The organism is Nonomuraea basaltis (assembly GCF_005893125.1).
Taxonomy (GTDB): Bacteria; Actinomycetota; Actinomycetes; order Streptosporangiales; family Streptosporangiaceae; genus Nonomuraea; species Nonomuraea basaltis.
On the sequence record NZ_VCJS01000041.1, the window covers coordinates 42335 to 58214 of the forward strand.

The 15880-nt window shown below is 71.7% G+C and carries 16 protein-coding genes; 9 read left to right on the forward strand and 7 right to left on the reverse strand.

Translation table 11 applies throughout. The annotated features are described in order from the left end of the window. Positions 1–16: 16 nt before the first annotated feature. Genes EJK15_RS20870 through EJK15_RS20890 form a run of 5 tightly spaced genes read left to right on the forward strand, consistent with a single transcriptional unit; the run spans position 17 to position 5274 of the window. Positions 17–781 carry a DeoR/GlpR family DNA-binding transcription regulator gene (locus EJK15_RS20870; protein ID WP_240777097.1) on the forward strand — a complete coding sequence of 255 codons (765 nt, stop codon included), beginning with the start codon at positions 17–19 and terminating at the stop codon, positions 779–781. Beyond that, the gene (locus tag EJK15_RS20875; protein WP_138712142.1) at positions 778–1464 is read left to right on the forward strand and encodes an HAD family hydrolase; all 687 of its coding nucleotides are present in this window, start codon (positions 778–780) and stop codon (positions 1462–1464) included. Before EJK15_RS20870 ends, EJK15_RS20875 begins: the two co-directional genes overlap by 4 nt. Continuing rightward, the gene (locus EJK15_RS20880; RefSeq protein WP_138712143.1) at positions 1461–3194 is read left to right on the forward strand and encodes a dihydroxyacetone kinase family protein; all 1734 of its coding nucleotides are present in this window, start codon (positions 1461–1463) and stop codon (positions 3192–3194) included. Before EJK15_RS20875 ends, EJK15_RS20880 begins: the two co-directional genes overlap by 4 nt. A gap of 32 nt (positions 3195–3226) precedes the next feature. After that, positions 3227–3706 carry an RpiB/LacA/LacB family sugar-phosphate isomerase gene (locus EJK15_RS20885; RefSeq protein WP_138712144.1) on the forward strand — a complete coding sequence of 160 codons (480 nt, stop codon included), beginning with the start codon at positions 3227–3229 and terminating at the stop codon, positions 3704–3706. Between the two features lie 26 nt (positions 3707–3732). Continuing rightward, a complete protein-coding gene (locus EJK15_RS20890) occupies positions 3733–5274 on the forward strand; it encodes an FGGY-family carbohydrate kinase (RefSeq protein ID WP_138712145.1) in 1542 nt (513 codons plus the stop codon). A gap of 71 nt (positions 5275–5345) precedes the next feature. On the opposite strand, the gene pruA is transcribed toward EJK15_RS20890, so the two are convergent. Further along, a complete protein-coding gene (pruA, locus tag EJK15_RS20895; RefSeq protein WP_138712146.1) occupies positions 5346–6971 on the reverse strand; it encodes an L-glutamate gamma-semialdehyde dehydrogenase in 1626 nt (541 codons plus the stop codon). Further along, positions 6972–7889, reverse strand: coding sequence for a proline dehydrogenase family protein (locus EJK15_RS20900; protein WP_138712147.1), 918 nt, complete (start codon positions 7887–7889; stop codon positions 6972–6974). A gap of 76 nt (positions 7890–7965) precedes the next feature. Here EJK15_RS20900 and EJK15_RS20905 point away from each other — a divergent pair, with 76 nt between their 5' ends. Further along, complete coding sequence (locus tag EJK15_RS20905; protein WP_138712148.1) at positions 7966–9033, forward strand: PucR family transcriptional regulator; 1068 nt, start codon at positions 7966–7968, stop codon at positions 9031–9033. A gap of 58 nt (positions 9034–9091) precedes the next feature. Here EJK15_RS20905 and EJK15_RS20910 read toward each other — a convergent pair whose 3' ends face one another. Both EJK15_RS20910 and EJK15_RS20915 read right to left on the reverse strand, forming a co-directional pair. After that, on the reverse strand, positions 9092–10195 hold the full coding sequence (locus EJK15_RS20910; RefSeq protein WP_138712149.1) for a glycosyltransferase: 1104 nt from the start codon (positions 10193–10195) through the stop codon (positions 9092–9094). A gap of 108 nt (positions 10196–10303) precedes the next feature. After that, entirely contained in the window at positions 10304–12130 is a 1827-nt protein-coding gene (locus tag EJK15_RS20915) for a SpoIIE family protein phosphatase (RefSeq protein WP_138712176.1), read from the reverse strand. A gap of 64 nt (positions 12131–12194) precedes the next feature. On the opposite strand from EJK15_RS20915, the gene EJK15_RS20920 reads away from it, so the two are divergent. After that, positions 12195–12911, forward strand: a complete 717-nt coding sequence (locus tag EJK15_RS20920; RefSeq protein WP_138712150.1) for an ANTAR domain-containing response regulator — start codon at positions 12195–12197, stop codon at positions 12909–12911. Positions 12912–12913: 2 nt separating this feature from the next. Here EJK15_RS20920 and EJK15_RS20925 read toward each other — a convergent pair whose 3' ends face one another. Next, positions 12914–13270 carry an STAS domain-containing protein gene (locus EJK15_RS20925; protein ID WP_138712177.1) on the reverse strand — a complete coding sequence of 119 codons (357 nt, stop codon included), beginning with the start codon at positions 13268–13270 and terminating at the stop codon, positions 12914–12916. A gap of 176 nt (positions 13271–13446) precedes the next feature. On the opposite strand from EJK15_RS20925, the gene EJK15_RS20930 reads away from it, so the two are divergent. Together EJK15_RS20930 and EJK15_RS20935 are read left to right on the forward strand one after the other, a co-directional pair. Next, entirely contained in the window at positions 13447–14217 is a 771-nt protein-coding gene (locus EJK15_RS20930; RefSeq protein ID WP_138712151.1) for a SigB/SigF/SigG family RNA polymerase sigma factor, read from the forward strand. A gap of 15 nt (positions 14218–14232) precedes the next feature. Further along, positions 14233–14646 carry an ATP-binding protein gene (locus tag EJK15_RS20935; protein WP_138712152.1) on the forward strand — a complete coding sequence of 138 codons (414 nt, stop codon included), beginning with the start codon at positions 14233–14235 and terminating at the stop codon, positions 14644–14646. Between the two features lie 224 nt (positions 14647–14870). Here the strand turns inward: EJK15_RS20935 and EJK15_RS20940 are convergent, their stop codons facing one another. Beyond that, a complete protein-coding gene (locus tag EJK15_RS20940) occupies positions 14871–15068 on the reverse strand; it encodes a hypothetical protein (protein WP_138712153.1) in 198 nt (65 codons plus the stop codon). Positions 15069–15074: 6 nt separating this feature from the next. Further along, positions 15075–15878: a hypothetical protein gene (locus EJK15_RS20945; RefSeq protein WP_138712154.1), complete on the reverse strand. Its 804-nt coding sequence runs from the start codon at positions 15876–15878 to the stop codon at positions 15075–15077. Positions 15879–15880 lie beyond the last annotated feature (2 nt).

Below are 15880 nucleotides of genomic sequence, written 5' to 3' on the forward strand. Positions count from 1 at the left end.
CGTCGAAAGAGTGCCCGTGCGGAAGAACAAGGCTCGTCAGAGCCAGATCGCCGACCTCATCCTGGAGCAGGGGTCGCTGACGGCGCAGGAGCTCGCGGAGATGTTCGGCGTCAGCGTCATGACGATCCACCGCGACCTCGACGAGCTCGAGCGGCAGGGCGTCCTGCGCAAGGCCCGCGGCGGCGCGACCGCCCAGCCGAGCGGGGTCTTCGAGGCCCGCGTGGCGTTCCGGCACGCGGCGGCCGTCGACCAGAAGCGCCGGATCGCCCAGGCGGCGCTGCGCCACGTCGAACCCGGCATGTCCGTGATGCTCGACGACTCGACGACCGTCCTGCACATGGTCCCCGGCCTCGCCGAGCTCGCGCCGCTGCACGTCGCCACGAACTTCCTCGCCGCGCTCAGGGAGCTGACCGCCCTGCCGGACATCCGCGTCATCGGGATCGGCGGCGACTACGACCCGCTGCACGACTCCTTCCAGGGCATGCACGCCATCGAGACCATCAAGGCCATCCACGCCGACGTGCTGTTCATGTCCACCTCCGCCGTCGCGGCCGGCCACGCCTACCACCAGGAGGAGCGCATCGTGGCGTTCAAGCGCGCGATGATCGAGTCCGCCTCCGCACGCTACCTGCTGGTGGACAGCAGCAAGCTGGACAGAACCGCGCTGCACCGGCTGACCTCCCTGCCCGTCTTCGACCTGGTGATCACCGACTCCGAGGCGAGCCCACAGGCGCTCGGCGCCCTCGAGGCGGCCGGAGCGACCGTGGAGGTGGCCTCATGACCAGTGCCCAGAGCATCGAGGGGGTCGTCTTCGACCTGGACGGTGTGATCATCGAGAGCGAGCACCTCTGGGAGGAGGTCTGGCGCGACTTCTCCGAGTCCCGAGGGCGCCCGTGGGAGCTGTCCGACACCCTGGCCGTCCAGGGCATGAGCTCGATCGAGTGGGCCGGCTACCTCGCCGGCCACGTCGGCGCCCCCGGCGACGCGGACGTGGCCCGCGACCACTGCGTGAACGGGCTGGTCGGCCGCATCCGGCGTGGTGAGGCCGAGCTCCTCCCCGGCGCGCGGGAGCTGGTCACCAGCGTGAGCGCCAGGGTGCCCATCGCGCTGGCGTCGTCGGCCGCCCGCGGGGCCATCGACGCGGTGCTCCGCCATCACGGCCTGGCCGGGCTGTTCACCACGACCGTGTCCAGCGAGGAGGTGCCGCGCGGCAAGCCGAGCCCCGACGTCTACCTCGAGGCCGTCGCCCGGCTCGGGATCAGCCCCGGCAACGGCCTGGCCGTGGAGGACTCCAGCAACGGCATCCGCGCCGCGTACGCCGCGGGCCTGCTCGTCGTCGGGATCCCGAACGCCACCTACCCGCCAGAACCGGACGCGGCGGCGCTGGCGGACCACCTCGCGGCCGACCACGTCGACGCGCGCGAGTTCATCCTCGCGCAGCTCCCCGAGGGAGTACGCCAGTGACCAAGATCTACAACGACCCCGCAGAGTTCAAGAACGAGGTCCTCGACGGGTTCGCCCTGGCCTACCCGGACTACGTCCGGCGAGTGCCCGGCGCGTCCGGTTTCATCCGGTCCGGCGGCCCGCGCGCGGGCAAGGTCAGCCTGGTCATCGGCGGCGGATCGGGTCACTACCCGTCCTACTCGGGGGTGACCGGCGCCGGGTTCGCCGACGGCGCCGTGCTCGGCGACGTCTTCACCTCGCCCTCGGCCGAGCAGGTCTACCGGGTCGCGCGCGCCGCGCACGGCGGCGCCGGCCTGGTCCTGGCCTTCGGCAACTACGCCGGTGACCGGCTGAACTTCGCCGCCGCCGCGGACCGCCTGCGCGCGGAGGGCATCGACGTCCGCATCGTGTACGTGACCGACGACATCGCCTCCGCCCCCGCCGCCGAGTCCGGCAAGCGGCGCGGGATCGCCGGCACGTTCACCGTGTACAAGGTCGCCGGCGCCGCCGCGGAGCGTGGCGACGACCTCGACGCGGTGGAGCGGATCATGCGTGCGGCCAACGCCCGCACGTTCTCGTTCGGCGTCGCCTTCGCCGGCTGCACCTTCCCGGGGCAGTCCCGCCCGCTGTTCGCCGTGGCCGAGCGGACGATGGACTTCGGGCTGGGCATCCACGGCGAGCCGGGTGTGCGATCCGACGCCTGGATGCCCGCGGCCAAGATCGCCTCGGCGCTGGTGGAGCCGCTGCTCGCCGAACGCCCGGAGGGCGCGCAGCGCGCCGCCGTGCTCCTCAACGGCCTCGGCGCCACCAAATACGAGGAGCTGTTCCTGCTCTGGAACAACGTGCGGCCGCTGCTGGCCGGCGCCGGCGTCGAGCCGGTCATGCCGGAGGTCGGCGAGCTCGTCACGAGCCTGGACATGGCGGGCTGCTCGCTCTCGATCACCTGGCTGGACGACGAGCTGGACGAGCTCTGGCGGGCCCCGGCGCACACGCCCGCCTTCCGCCGGGGCAGCGTCCACACCGCGGCCGCCGGACACCACGCCGCCCCGGAACACCACGTCGTTCCGGAGGAGGCCGTCGCGGCGGACGTCGCCGAGCAGGCCGGCCCCGAATCGGAGCGCGCCGCCGCCGTCGTCAGGGACGCGCTGCGCGCGATGACCGCCGTCGTGGCCGAGCACGAGGACGAGCTGGCGCGGATCGACGCGGTCGCCGGCGACGGCGACCACGGCTCCGGCATGGTACGCGGGCTACGCGCCGCACTGTCGGCGGCCGAGGCGACCCGGGGAGGCGCCGAGACCGTGCTCACCGCCGCGGCGAGCGCCTTCGGCGACCGGGCCGGCGGCACCTCCGGGGTGCTGTGGAGCCTGTTCCTGCGCACCATCGGAGAGTCCCTCGGCAACCACGAGCCCGTAGAACCGGCGCGGCTCGCGCGGGCCGTGCGGCGGGGCGCGGAGGCCATGAAGGACTTCGGCGGAGCCGAACTCGGCGACAAGACCATGCTCGACGCGGTCTTCCCCTTCGCCGACGCCCTCGACGCGAACCTCGCCGCGGGCTCCGCGCTCGCCGCCTCATGGGCCGCGGCGGCTCGGTCAGCGGTCGAGGCCGCCGCCGCCACCGCTCAACTCGTGCCCAAGGTGGGCCGGGCACGCCCCCTGGCCGAGCGCAGCGTCGGGTCCCCGGACGCCGGCGCGACCTCCATGGGTCTCATCCTCACCGCCGTCGGCGACGTGCTCGCCGTGCAGTGCGGCTGATCTGCTGAAAGAACGTACGAAGGAGACTGTCCATGGTGTCCAAGCGCTGGCGTATGGCGATCGGCTGCGACGCCGCCGGACTCGCGTACAAGGAGCTGATCCTGGCGGATCTGCAGGCCGACGACCGCGTGCAGTCGGTCCGCGACCTCGGCGTCCCCGCGTCCGATCCGGAGAGTGAGTCCTACGGGGAGGTCGGCATCAGGCTCGCCGAGCTCGTCGCGGCGGGGGAGATCGACCGGGGTGTCCTGATCTGCGGCACCGGCATCGGCATGGCCATCAGCGCCAACAAGGTGCCGGGGGTGCGCGCCACCGTCGCCCACGACTCCTTCAGCGCCGAGCGGTCTATCCTGTCCAACAACTGCCAGGTGCTCACGCTCGGCCAGCGCGTGATCGGGCCCGAGCTGGCCCGCCGCCTGGTCAAGGAGTGGCTCGGCTACGAGTTCGACAGCTCCTCCCCATCGAACGAGAAGGTCGTCGTCATCACCCGCTACGAGGACCGGAGCGCCAGCTAGGAACCCCCGTCGAAGGAGCGAGAAACATGGCCGTCTTGTGCGTCGACGCGGGCACCACCATGGTCAAGGCCGTGATGTTCGATGACGAGGGGAGCGAGCTGCGGGTCGTCCGCCAGGAGACGCAGGTGCGGCGACGCGCCCCGGGCTTCAGCGAGCAGGACATGTACGGCGTCTGGGACGCGGTCGTGTACACCGTCCGGTCCATCGTCCACGCTTCCCCCGAGCCGGTGCGGATGCTCGCGTTCACCGGGCAAGGGGACGGATGCTGGCTGGTGGGGCCCGACGGCCGTCCCACGGGGCCCGCCATTCTGTGGAACGACGGGCGGGCCGCCGACGTCATCGACCGCTGGGAGGCCGGCGGGGTGCTCGACGACGTCTTCAGGATCAATGGGAACTACGGCTTCGCCGGCACGTCCGGCGCCATCCTGGCGTGGCTGCGGGACAACGACCGGGAGCGGCTCGACGCCTCCCACAAGGCGCTCTACTGCGGCGGCTGGCTGTTCCTGCGGCTCACCGGCGAGTACGCGGCCGAGGAGTCCGACGCCGCCTCGCCGTTCCTGGACATCCGCACGCACGCCTACTCGCCGGAGATCCTCGACCTCCTCGGCCTGCCCTGGGCCGAACGCCTCCTGCCCGGCGTCCGCGGCGACGGCGACCGGATCGGCCAGCTGCAGCCCCTCGCGGCGGCGGAGCTGCGGCTCCCGGCCGGGCTCCCGGTGGTCATGGCGCCCTTCGACATCCCGGCCACGGCGCTCGGCATCGGGGCGGTCGCCCCGGGACAGGCCTGCACGATCCTCGGGACCACCCTGTCCACCGGGATCCCCGTCGCCGAGGTGGACACCTCCGGCCCACCGGCCGGGATGACCCTGCCCTCCGGCGTGCCCGGGGGATACCTGCGCTCCCTCGCCGCCATGGCCGGAGTCGAGGCCATCGGCTGGGGCATGAAGCTGATCGGCCTGGACAAACCCAACTGGATCTCCGACCTCGCGCAGACCACCGATCCCGGCGCGGGCGGCCTCTTCTTCCATCCCTATCTCAGCCCGGCGGGCGAGCGCGCCCCGTTCCGGGACGCCCGCGCCCGCGGCTCGATGAGCGGGCTCACCTTCGAGCACACCAGGTCGCACATCGCCCGCGCCATGCTGGAAGGGATGAGCTACGTCGTCCGCGAGTGCCTGGAGTTCTCCGGCACCCGCCCCACGGAGCTGCGGATCACGGGCGGCGGCGCGAACAGCGACTTCTGGTGCCGGCTGCTCGCCGACATCACCGGCGTGCCCACGTCACGGTCCGCCGACTCCGAGATCGGGGCCAAGGGGGCGTTCATCACCGCGCTCGTCGCCTCCGGCGCCGAGCCCTCCGTGCAGGCCGCGGTGAAACGGCACGTGGTGCCGCGCGACGTCTTCGAACCCGACGAGCAGCGCTCCGCGCTGTACGACGAGCTGTACGGCGACTTCCTGGCCCTCCGTGACGGGGCCAGGAACGACTGGGGCCGCCTGGCCGTGTCCCGGGCACGCCACCGGCCGCCCGGCCCGGTCGCCGAGGAGGACCCCGGCTCAGCCGTTCTCGCCTGACCGCAGGACCGCGGCGCATCATGCCGCGAGCCCCGATCCACCGGGGGGATCGGGGCTCGCGTCATGAGAGGTCAGCCCATGTGCGGGTAGCGGTGGTCGGTCGGCGGGACGAACGTCTCCTTGATCGTGCGGGCGTTCACCCAGCGGATCAGGTTGAAGATCGAGCCGGCCTTGTCGTTGGTGCCCGAGGAGCGGGCGCCGCCGAACGGTTGCTGGCCCACGACCGCCCCGGTCGGCTTGTCGTTGACGTAGAAGTTGCCCGCCGCGAAGCGGAGCCGCTCCGACGCCGCGGCGATGGCGTACCGGTCCTGGGCGATGATCGACCCGGTCAGCGCGTACGGGGCGATGCCCTCCATCTGGTCGAGGACCTGGTCGTAGTCGCGGTCCTCGTAGACGTGCACGCCGAGGATCGGCCCGAAGTACTCCTTGACGAAGATCTCGTCCGTGGGGTCGGCGCACTCCAGGATGGTCGGCTTCACGAAATATCCGACGGAGTCGTCGTACGAGCCGGTGAGCACGTCGATGTTCGAGACCGCCCGCGCCCGGTCGATGGCCGCCTTGTGCTTGGCGAACGCCCGGTCGTCGATGACCGCGCCCATGAACGTCGACAGGTCGCCGGCCACGTCGCCCATGGTCAGCGACTCGGCGGTGGCGACGAAGTCGTCACGCATCAGGTTCCAGACCGAGCGCGGCACGTACGCCCGCGAGGCCGCCGAGCACTTCTGCCCCTGGTACTCGAACGCGCCCCTGATCAGCGCCGTCGCGAGCACGCCCGGGTCGGCGGACGGGTGGGCGAGCACGAAGTCCTTGCCGCCGGTCTCGCCGACGAGGCGCGGGTAGGCGTGATACGAGGCGATGTTCGCGCCGACCGTGCTCCACAGGTGCTGGAACGTCGCGGTGGAGCCGGTGAAGTGGATGCCGGCCAGCGCGGGGTGCGCGAGGGCCACCTCGGAGACGGCCTGGCCGTTCCCGGTGACCATGTTGATCACACCGGGCGGCAGACCGGCCGCCTCCAGCAGCCGCATCGTGAAGTGCGCGGCGAACTGCTGGGTGGGCGACGGCTTCCAGACGACGACGTTCCCCATCAGGGCCGGCGCGGTCGGCAGGTTCCCGGCGATGGCGGTGAAGTTGAACGGCGTGATCGCGAGCACGAACCCCTCGAGCGGCCGGTACTCCATCCTGTTCCACACGCCGGGCGAAGAGAACGGCTGGTCGGCGTAGAGCTGCCGGGCGAAGGTCACGTTGAACCGGAGGAAGTCGATCAGCTCGCAGGCGGCGTCGATCTCCGCCTGGTACGCCGACTTCGACTGGCCCAGCACCGTGGCCGCGTTCAGCGTCGCCCTCCACGGCCCGGCCAGCAGATCGGCCGCCTTCAGGAAGATCGCAGCCCGCTCGTCGAACGACAGCGCCCGCCAGGCGGGCGCCGCCCGCAGCGCGCTGTCGACGGCGCCCCGCACGTCCTGTGCCGTGGCGTCGTGGGCACGGCCCAGCACGGCACTGCGGTTGTGCGGCTGCACCACGTCGATGGGCGCGCCGCCGCCGAGCCGCTGCTCGCCGTCGATGGTCATGGTGAGGTCGATTGACGCCCCGGCCAGCTCCTTGATGCGGTCCTCCAGCGCGGCCCGCTCGGCGCTGCCGGGCGCGTAGCCGTACACCGGCTCATTGGCGGGAACGGGGACATTGCTGATGGCATCCATTTACTTACCCCCAAGGGCACGAAGGAAGAAGGCGACGTTGGCCGGGCGCTCCGCGAGGCGGCGCATGAAATAGCCGTACCAGTCGTCGCCGTACGGGACGTAGACGCGGACCGTGTGACCGGCCCCGGCCAGGGCCTCCTGCCTGTCGGTCCGGATTCCGTAGAGCATCTGGAACTCGTGGTCGCCGATCGCCCGCCCGTACCGGTCGGCGAGCAGCTCCGTGATCGTGATCATGCGATCGTCGTGCGTCGCCACCATGGGGTATCCCTTCCCCGCCATGAGGATCCGCAGGCATCGAACGTACGCCTTGTCCACGGCGGCCTTCCCCTGGTGCGCGACCGAGGGGGGCTCGCGGTAGGCGCCCTTGACCAGCCGCACCCTGGAGCCCTCCGCCGCCAGGTCGCGGCAGTCCTCCTCGCTGCGGAACAGGTACGCCTGGATCGCCACGCCCGTCGACGGGTGATCCTCGCGCAGCTTGCGCAGGATGCCCAGCGTCGAGTCGACGGTGGTGTGGTCCTCCATGTCCAGCGTGACGGTCGAGCCGTTCGCGGCGGCCGCGGCGCAGATCTCGCGGGCGTGCTCCAGCGCCATCGCGTCGTCGAGCCGCTGCCCGACGGCCGACAGCTTCACCGACACCTCGCCCCGGCCGCCCAGCTCCTGTGGCCGCAGCGCCTCGAGCAGCGTGATGTAGGCGTTCGCGGTGGCCTCGGCGGCCCGCGCGTCTCGCGTCTCCTCGCCGAGGTGGTCGATGGTGACGGCGAGGTTCGCATCACGCAGCCGTTCGACGGCGTCGCGGGCCTCCTGGACGCTTTCACCCGCGACGAAGCGCTCGACCACTCTCCTGGTGAGCGGGAGGCCCGACACGGAGCGACGTACGACACCGCTCCTGGAAGCGGCAAGCAGCAGTTGACCCAGCATGCGGCCAAGTCTAAAAACGCAGCTCAGAGGGGGCCATCGACGCGCGTAACGCCGCGTGTGGCAGGCTGTCATACAAATGTACGACTCGGCTGACCTACAAGAGATCGTCGACGAGATCGCCGCCCGGCTGGGGGCTTCCGCGACGCTGGAGGACCGTTCGTTCCGGCTGCTGGCCTACGGCGCGCAGCACGGCGCCATCGACACGGTCCGCCAGGAGTCCATCCTGCGCAGGCGCGCCACCGGCGAGGTGCGCGACTACTTCGAACGCTACGGCATCGCCAGGGCCGAGGGCCCGGTCAGGATCCCCGGCGACGCCGAGCTCGAGGTCCTGGCCCGGGTGTGCTGGCCGCTGCGGCACGGCGACGTCGTCTACGGCTACCTGTGGCTGCTCGACTCGGGCGCGCTCTCCGCCGAGCGGCTCCGCTCCGCCGAGCCGCTCGTGGCCAGGGCCGCCGCCGCGCTCGCCCAGGAGGCCAGGAGCCGCCGCGACCTCGGCCACGGCCTGCTCGCCCTCTTCTCGGCCGACCCAGAGGAACGCGCCGGCGCCTCCATCGAGGTGCCCGGGCCGGTCGCGGCCGTCGCCGTGCGCGAGTCGCAGGAACGCGTCGCCGCCCTCTGGACACTCCCGCGCGGAGTGCTGGCCCGCACGGGCTCGCCGGTCGCCCTGCTCGCCCCCGCCCACCTGGCCGGCGAGGTGGCGCAGACGGTCCAGAGCGCGTACGGCACCGCCGCCGGCGTCGGCGCCCCCAGGGCCGACCCGGCCGACGCCTGGCTGAGCTGGCGCGAGGCCCGCCAGGCACTGCGCATCGCCGAGCACTTCCCCCGGTACGCCCCCGTCGCCCGCTGGGCGGACCTGGGCGTGCACCGCCTGCTGGCCCGGCTCGGCCAGCAGGATCTGCGCGAGCTGGCGGCCGAGACCGCCGCGCTGGACACCGAGCTGGCCCACACCGTGGAGATCTACCTCGACCTCGGCGGCCACGCCCAGAAGACGGCCGCCGAGCTGGGCATCCACCGGCAGACGCTCTACTACCGGCTGGGCAAGGCCGAGCGCCTCACGCACCGCGACCTGTCGGACGGCGACGACCGCCTGGCCGTGCACCTGGGACTCAAGGCGGCCAGGCTGCGCACTCAGGACGCCTTGTAGACCTTCATGGCGCCGGCAGGTGGCTGTTGCCACCTGCCGGAGTTCGTTTCGGGGGGGTTCAGGCGCAGGCCGACTCGTAGACCCGGACCAGCTCCTGGCTGACGCGCTCCCAGGAGTAGCGCGAGCGGGCCCGGTCGGCGCCCGCGTATCCGAGGGCGGTGCGCAGGGTCGGGTCCCACAGCAGCTCGCGGGCCAGCCGCGCGGTACGCGCCGGCCGGTCCGGCGGCACCAGCAGCCCGGTGACGCCGTCGATGACCGAGTCCAGGTGCGCGCCGACGGCCGAGGCGATCACCGGCACGCCGCAGGCCATGGCCTCCAGCGCGACGATCCCGGTCACGGCCTCGCGCGGCACCGACACCACGGCGTCCGCGCTGCGCATCAGCTTCGGCACCGCCGCTCGCTTCACCTGGCCCAGCAGCGTCACCCGGTCGGCCAGGCCGAGCTGGTCGGCCAGCGCGCGCAGGCGGCGCGCGTCCCGGTCGGCGTCGAGGTTCTCGGGCTCGGGCCCGCCGACGATGACGAGCTCGACGTCGGAGAGCCCCTGCAGCGCCCGGACGATGGTGTGCGCGCCGCGGTCCGGCGTGAGCGGGCCGACGTGCAGCAGCCGCTTGCGCGAGCCGCGCGTAGCCACCGGGCCGCGCCGCTGGAAGCGCTCGGTGTCGACGCCGTACGGCACGACCGCGATGTTGCCGCGCGGCACCCCGAGCCGGATCAGCGCCGACTCCTCGTCGCCCGAGCCGGCGATGACCGCGTCCGCCCGGCGGCCGAGCGCCAGCTCCAGCTCCTTGTGCAGGGCGTCGACCGTGTGGAACGTCTGCGTGACCGGCACCGACAGCCCCTTGGCGCCCGCCACGGCGGCCAGGCCCCAGGTCCACGTGTGGGCGTGGATCACGTCGGGCCGCTCATGGCTCCAGCGCCGCATGAGGTGGTCGCCCAGGTCGTTGAGGTACGGCAGGACGTCGTCCGCCTGCAGGTCCTTGGCCGGGCCCACGTCGAGCTGCTCCAGCGTGACCCCCGGGGCCACCCGCGTCTTGGGCTTGCCCTCGGCGTTGTCACGGCGGGAGTAGATGGTGACGTGGTGTTCGCGCCCCAGCTCGCGTGCGACGGCGAGCAGGCGGTGACGCTGGTTACCCCCGGCGGATGCGACGATCGCGATATTCATGGCACACCTCAGCAGCGTGGAATGCGTTAAGGTGTGCCTGCGTCTTAGGCACGTATGTCTACAATCCCGACGATACCCAGGTTTGCGCCGATCGCAAACCCCCACAGATCAGACACCTCGCAACGCGAACACCACGATCTCGTCCCAGACCTGGCCGCCCGAGAACGCATGCCGGTCCGCCTCCACCGCTTTGACCACGGTGGACGGCGACTGGCCCGCGCACCGGCCGAGCACGTCGGCCAGGCGCTCCTCGCCGTACGGCTCGCCCCGGTCGTTCCTGGAGGAGATCAGCCCCTCCGAATACAGCACCAGCGTCTGCCCCGTGCAGACCGTCAGTGTCTCCACCCCGGTCTCCGCCTCGGGAGCGATGCCCAGTGGCACGCCACCGCCCGCAGCGTAGCGCACGCTGCCGTCCGGCTGCAGCAGCACCGCGGGGTGGTGGCCGGCCGACGCCATCCTGATCTCGCGGCCCCGTACGAACCCCGCCACTGCCATCACGAACATGCCGGTGCCCTGTGCGACCAGGGCCTCGTTGACCTTGCGCATCACCAGGTCGGGATCGGACTCCCAAACGCTCAGCACCCGCAGGCCGCCGCGCACCATGGCGCTGACCGACGCCGCCTCCTCGCCCTTGCCCGCCGCGCCGCCGAGCGCGAACCCCCACGAGCCCGAGACCGGGAACACGTCGTAGAACTCGGCGCCCACCGACGACCCCGGATGGTAGACGGCGGCCGCCTCGTAGCCGGGCACGTCGGGCAGGTTGCGCGGCGCGACGCTCGCCGACAGCGCGTCCGCCGCCCGCGAGCGGCTCTGAAAGCTGCTCTGCGCGCGTACCGCCAGCCCGAGCTGCATTCCCACCTCCTGCATCACGGCCAGGTCCGCCAGCGTGAACGGCGGCCTGTCGTGCGTCCGCACCAGCGTCAGCGCGCCGTCGCCGGATCCGATCGGCACGCACACCATCGAGCCCGCGCCCATCACCGTCAGCAGCGGCCCGTCGGGGCAGAAGCCCAGCAGGGTCTCGTCGTCCACCATCTCGTGCACCAGGCCGGAGCCCCGCTCCAGCACCTGCAGCACCACATGGCTGCTCGCCGGATCGGCCGACTCGACCTGCCGGACGAGCTCGCCGACCGGATGGTCCTTCGGCCCCACCACCACGGACCGGCGCGGCAGCCCGTTGCGCACCAGATCCGCGATCACCCAGTCGGCCCACTCGGCCGCCAGCAGCCGGGTCGCCCGCGGCACCGCGACGGGCCGCAGCAGCGCCTGCTCGTCGAGCAGCAGCCCGGCCATCCTGACCAGCAGGTCCTGCCGCTTGGCCGCCGCGATCAGCAGCGCGCCGTCGGACTGCTCCGGCCGCCGCGCGCCCGGCTCGGGCAGCTGCACCTCGGTCGGCAGCGCCACGACCGCCACCATCTGCTGCGGCTCACCCGGCATCGTCACCCTGGTCAGCGCGACCTGCACCGTGTGCGTGCGCCCCTGGTGCGCCAGCCGGGTCTCGAACGCCGACGGCTGCCCGGTCTGCAGCACCGACGTCAGATGCGACCGGAACGCCGCCCGCCGCGACACGTCCACGAGCAGCGGGAACGAGCGGCCGACCAGGTAGCCGTCGGGGCTGCCGAGCATCCGGGAGGTCTCGGGATTGATCCGCCTGACCACGCCGCCGCCGTCGAGCACGATGACCGGCACCGGAAACGCCCTCAACATCTGGCGCAGCAGCTTCAGCTCCCGCTGCGTGCCGTCCTTCTTGCCCCCGCCCCGCTTGGGCGCCTTGCGCAGCTGCTCATGGGCCTCGGCCAGCAGTTCGACCGCGGTGTCGAGCTCGGCCAGCGCGGCGTCGAGCGTGGGCGCCAGGTCGGCGGGATAGGCGGTCCTCGCCTCGCGCAACGACGAGACGCGCTGGGTCAGCGCGTCCAGCGCGTGTTCGAGGTCCGGCATGGTCACCCTCTGACGCTACGCCACCCGGGATAAGGGGTGCCATAAGGGGTAGAGCCTTATCGCTATGGAATCCACCGCGATGATCACCCCCGGTCTCGCCCGTGACCTCGCCACCTTGGGAAGGCTGGGCGAGGACACGTCGATGGAGAGCGTGCTGCGCGGGCTGACGACCGCGCTGGCCGCGGGCGTGCCCGGCTGTTCCGGCTCCTCCGCCGAGCACTGGCGCGACCACCGCGTCCTGGTCTCCGGCTCGCACAGCGAGCTCATCATGCTCGTCGAGGGCGAGCGCGAGCTCGGCGAGGGCCCGTCCATCGAGGCCAGGAAGAGCGGCGCCCGCGCCTCCGTGTCGGACGTGCTGAGCGACACCCGCTGGCCCCGCTACGACGCGCTGGCCACGCGCTGGGGCGTGCGCTCGGCGCTCATCGTCCCCATCGACGCGTCGCCCGCGCAACTCGTCGTCGGCCTCTACTCCGTACGCCCCGGCGCGTTCTCCCCGCAGGGCGCCCACTCGCTCGCCGACATGCTCACCGAGCAGCTCGGCGTGGCCATGGCGAACCTGTGGGACTTCGAGGAGGTGCGCACCGACGCCGCCCAGCTCCAGGAGGCGCTCGCCGGCCGCTCCGTGATCGACCAGGCCAAGGGCATCATCATGCAGACCAGCGGATGCACCGCCGAGGCCGCCTTCGAGGAGCTGCGCAGGATCTCGCAGCACCACCAGGTCAAGGTGGCCGACCTTGCCAGGCTCCTGGTCGACGAGCACCAGCGCAAGTCGCGGCACTGACCTCAGCCGATGGCGGCAAGGGCGTCGTCGAGCGTGTCGTAGAGAGGCAGCCGCTGCGCGAGCCCGGTGATCCACATCACCTTGGACTTCGAATATTCCACCCCCACCAGGGCGAACCTGGAGCCCGAGGCCAGACTCGTCTGCCAGTGGTGGACGATCAGGCCCAGCGCGCGCGAGTCCATGAACGTTACCCCGGCCAGGTCGAGGATCACATCGGAACCCGCCATCGACAGGTAATCGGCGAACTGCTCGCGCGTGGTCGCGTCGAGCACGCCGTCGACTCGGATCACAGTGATCCCGTCGACGATCGACGACGTCAGGCTCAGGGCGGCCGAGGGCCCGTCGCCGTTTTCCGGCATTGTCACGCAGCAACCCTACTGTTACCGCACGAGGGAGGAATACTTCTGGCGTCACGGGGGACACTGGATCCGAAGTCCAGCAGCGGGCTTTCGTCTCGAGAGTAGAGCGAGGCGTGCCTCTGCGCGGACTTTTCTGCTGAGCAGAGGCCGCCTGCGAATCCATATGAGGAGCAGCGATGGCTGTGCAGGAATACGTCCTCGAGGAGATGACAGCAGAAGAGCTCCTGGCCGAAATGGCCAAGGAAGAGACCTCCGACAGCCACAGGGAGCGGCTGCGCGAACGCATCGTCGAGATGCACCGGCCGCTCGCCATGGAGATCGCCAGACGATACCGCTACCGGGGCGAACCTTTGGAGGATCTCCTCCAAGCCGCGTATGTTGGCCTGATGAAGGCCGTCAACGGCTTCGACCCGAGCCTCGGGCACGCGTTCAGAGGCTACGCGGTCGTCACGATGACAGGGGAGGTGAAGCGCCACTTCCGCGACCGCACCTGGGCCATCCGGGTCCCCCGCCTCTACCAGGAGCGGCGCTCCGAGCTCAACAGGCTCGTCGCCGACCTCAGCCAGGACCTCGGCCGGTCGCCGACGGTGGCCGAGCTGGCGGCCAAGATGAACATCAGCGAGGAGGACGTCCTGCTGACGCTCGACGCCTCCGCCGCCTACAGCACGCTGTCGCTGGACGCGCCGCTCGGCACCGATGACGACGCCGCCTCGCTCGGCGACGTCATCCCCGAAGACGACGACACGCTGAGCACCATGGTCGACAGGGAGGCGGTCAAGCCGCTCATCGACGCGCTCCCCTCGCGCGAGAAGCACATCCTGCTGCTGCGGTTCTTCGGCAACATGACGCAGGCCGAGATCGCGGCGGAGTTCGGGATCTCCCAGATGCACGTCTCGCGCATCCTCCGCAAGGTTCTCGACCAGCTGCGCACCGAGCTGGTCGGTTGAGAAGAAGGTCGCCGGGTGAACGAGGACGTAGAGCCTCAGTCGGGCTACACGAGCCCGCCACCCGGCGCGCCCGTGAGACGGCTCCGTTTCCGACTGCCGGATCTGCCACAGGTCCGGCAGTTCGCTGAGGACGGGGCCCGCGACGCCGGCATGCCCGAGGAGTCCATCGGCGACTTCGTCATCGCCGTCAACGAGGTGGCGACCAACGCCGTCACCCACGGGGCCGACCGCGCCACCCTGCGCACCTGGGCGGCGAGCGGGGACCTGATCGTCGAGGTGCACGACGAGGGCACCTGGAAGCCCGGGCCGATGCCGGGCGCCGTGGGCGGCATGGGCCTGTGGGTGGCCCGCCTGCTGTCGTCGGACCTGACCCTGCGCGTGGGCAGCGACGGCAGCACAGTGATCATGCGTTTCCCCGGCAAGGGGTGAGCGTTCCTGCCGGAGGCCGCGGCGGGCAACCTCCAACCCCGGCACGTCGTCGTGCCGCTGCGCCGGGTCCTGCCGCGCTGCACCGTGCTCAACGGCTGGGCCACCAAGATAGACCCGGCGGAGCGCCGAACCGATTCCCTCATGACGTCCGCCGCCGGCGACCGGGGTACGGCCGCCGGCGGCGGATGGTTTTGGCTAGATTTGACTGTTTTGTCTGGATTTGGCTAGCGGCGGGCGCGGGCACGCCAGTTGCTGTATCCGGTGCGGATGCCGGCCGTGCCGACGCCTGCCTGGTGCAGGGCCAGCAGGCACAGCCCCAGCAGTGCGAACGTCATGCCCGAGAACCCACCGGGGATCCTCGCGCCGACCAGGTCGAGCAGGAAGCCCAGCCCGAAGATGATCGCTGCCACTATCGCGAGCATGTCATGTCACCTCGTTCCCTCGGTCTCGTGGCTGGACAGGGCGAGCAGCCGCTCCAGGACGTTGCGGTAGTCGCGCAGCGCCTGGCGCAGCTGCTCGGTGTCGGCGGTCTCGGCGTCCTTCCAGCGGCCGCGCAGGGCGTTCGTGCGGCTGGTGAGGCTGCTGGTGAGCGACTCCACCACCTCGCCCACCAGGCCGTCGGCGCGCTGCACGGCCTCGCTGGGGTCGTCGACGAAGGATGACTGCAGGTCGCGCCAGCGGGCCTGCACCTGGGTGGGATCCTGGTCGAACAGGACGACGTCCTCCGGGGCGGCGTGCGCCGGCGTCTCGTCGGACACGCCGGGAGTGTGGACGGGATCGGGATGGGGCGCGGGCTCTGGTTCGGGCTCGGCCAGCATGTCGCCACCGGTCGTGGCGTACGGATCCCGGTAGGGGGCCTCCTCGTCCCCGGGCGCGGTGCCGGGCACGGGGGTGACCACGGCACCCGGGACGGCCGCCGCGTACTCGTCGTCGACCCGAGGGCTCCGGGCCCTCAGCTCGTCGTCATCGTCGTCCGGCTGATCGGGGGCGGCGGTGTGCTCGCTGCGGGCGTATTCCTCGTCATCTTCCTCGTCATCGGCGAGATCGCCGCGAGGGTGTTGCCCGCCCGGCTCATCATCGTGCGGCTGCCCGCCGGGCTCCTCGTCGTACGGGCGCCGATCGGGCTCGTCGTCGCGAGCGAACCCGGCGGCCTCATCGCCACGGGAACGCTCGTGCGTCTCAGGAACCTCATCAGCACGCTGCGACGGCACTCTCAGCTCGTCGCTGCTCATAT